The sequence below is a fragment of the Vibrio sp. CB1-5 genome, assembly GCF_059412285.1.
This window is the reverse complement of the sequence record NZ_JBJHPB010000063.1, coordinates 1-1,978: the sequence shown is the minus strand read 5'-3', so window position 1 is coordinate 1,978 and position 1,978 is coordinate 1. Positions and strand designations below refer to the sequence as shown.

Sequence of the window (1,978 nt, the reverse complement as noted above, 5' to 3'; positions counted from 1 at the left end):
TGTCAGCGCCGATGTAAAAATGACCCACTAACGCCGATTTAAAATTGACCCACCTGAGGCAAACTATCCGTTCGTAAATGGACAAAGCGGCGGATTATGATCAATCAGGAGCAACTAGTGGAAATACACGTTTTACATCAACAAGGGTGCAGCATCCGCCGTATCGCCAAGGATTTGGGTATCTCAAGGAATACCGTTCGTAATTATCTTCGTGATAAAAGCAAAGCCCCCGTATATCCCGAGCGTCAATCGCGACCAACTAAACTTCAGCCATACCATGACTACTTGCGTACTCGCATTGACGCAGCAAAACCGTATTGGATACCAGCAACTGTCCTACTACGTGAATTAAAAGCGCTTGGCTATGAGGGTGGTATAACGATGATCAAGGAGCACATCAAACAATACAAACCCAGTACGCCAGTCGACCCCGTGGTTCGATTCGAGACAAAGCCAGGTGAACAGATGCAAGTCGACTTTACTACCATCACTCATTACGGGGTGCGTGTTAAAGCCTTCGTTGCAACGCTTGGTTATAGCAGAGCGACCTTCGTTCGCTTTTGTGAGCGAGAGCGACAAGAAGACTGGGTGGAAGGTCTTGAAGAAGCGTTTGAATACTTCGGTGGCGTACCCAAAGAAGTTCTCTTCGATAATGCAAAAGCCATCATGATAGAACGAGATGCTTACGGTGAAGGTGAACACCGATGGAATCCTATGTTGCTCACTGCCGCCAAGAAGTACAACTTCAAACCAAGAGCTTGCCGCCCTTATCGCGCAAAGACCAAAGGGAAAGTAGAGCGATTTAACTCTTACTTGAAAAGTAGCTTCGTCACTCCGCTTGCAGCGACACTCAAACAACACGGACTTAAAGTCACCGTTGATGTTCTTAATGGACATATCGGCGCGTGGTTAGAAACCGTCGCTCACCAACGTATCCACGGTACGACGGGTACAAAGCCTCAAGTTCTCTTAGATGAAGAGCGCTTTACACTTCAACCTCTCCCGTCACCGACACGGCCAATGATACCGCTAACAATGAGTGATAATGTCATGCCAGTTGAGAGCTTCCAACACCCACTCTCAACCTATGACGCGCTGTTGGAGGTACGAGTATGAACCTTCAAATGAATCGTATCGAAGCTGCCTGTGCAGCGCTGAAGTTACAAGCTATAGGTCAGGAGTGGCCAAGACTGGCAGAAGCAGCCAATAGTCGTGAGTTGAGCCTAGCCGATTACTTAGAATCACTTCTCAACGCAGAGCTTGAAGCGAGAGCTGAGCGAACAAGAGCCACGCTGACTAAGTTCGCCAGCTTCCCTATGGAAAAAATATTCGATGACTATGACTTCAAGTTCGCAACAGGTGCTCCAAGAAAACAGCTTAAGGAGCTAACAGGGTTAGCCTTCATTGAGCGAAAGGAAAACGTGATATTGCTTGGCCCAAGTGGCGTTGGTAAAAGCCATCTTGCCGTGAGCCTTGGTCAAATAGCGGTTCAAAAGGGTCTAAAAACACGCTTCATCACAGCAGCAGACTTAATGCTTCAACTGTCTACAGCAAAAGCTCAAGGCAAACTTGAAAGCTACCTGAGACGAAGTGTGCTCGCTCCAAAGCTTCTTATCGTCGATGAAATTGGATATCTACCGTTCGGCAGAGAAGAAGCAAACTTGTTCTTCAACGTCATCGCTAAACGATACGAGCAAGGCAGCATTATCGTGACCAGTAACTTACCGTTCTCTCAATGGTCAAATGCGTTCGCCGACGATACGACACTGACGGCGGCATTACTGGATAGGCTTCTTCATCACTCACACATCGTACAAATCAGTGGAGAAAGCTACCGATTACGAGGAAAGAAGGCGGCTGGAACCATACCAACGGTTTTAGAAAATCTATCTGAAAGTAGAAGTTAATTACGTGGGTGGGTCAGTTTTACTTCGGCGATAACGTCGATAAGTGGGTCAATTTTAAACTGGCGTTGACA

General features: G+C 47.1%; 2 protein-coding genes. Both read left to right on the top strand.

Features of this window, described 5'->3' with window-relative positions; genetic code table 11:
• Positions 1-96: 96 nt before the first annotated feature.
• Positions 97-1,116 (top strand): IS21 family transposase, encoded by a 1,020-nt coding sequence (gene istA / locus ACJB0T_RS21845; protein WP_479289171.1) that lies wholly within the window; start codon positions 97-99, stop codon positions 1,114-1,116.
• Positions 1,113-1,907 carry an IS21-like element helper ATPase IstB gene (istB, locus tag ACJB0T_RS21840; RefSeq protein ID WP_479289173.1) on the top strand — a complete coding sequence of 265 codons (795 nt, stop codon included), beginning with the start codon at positions 1,113-1,115 and terminating at the stop codon, positions 1,905-1,907. Before istA ends, istB begins: the two co-directional genes overlap by 4 nt.
• Positions 1,908-1,978: the final 71 nt, after the last annotated feature.

Bases quoted from the DNA above. Each gene is read 5' to 3' on its own strand.
- istA (WP_479289171.1), top strand. From the start codon at position 97: ATGATCAATCAGGAGCAACTAGTGGAAATACACGTTTTACATCAACAA.
- istB (WP_479289173.1), top strand. From the start codon at position 1,113: ATGAACCTTCAAATGAATCGTATCGAAGCTGCCTGTGCAGCGCTGAAG.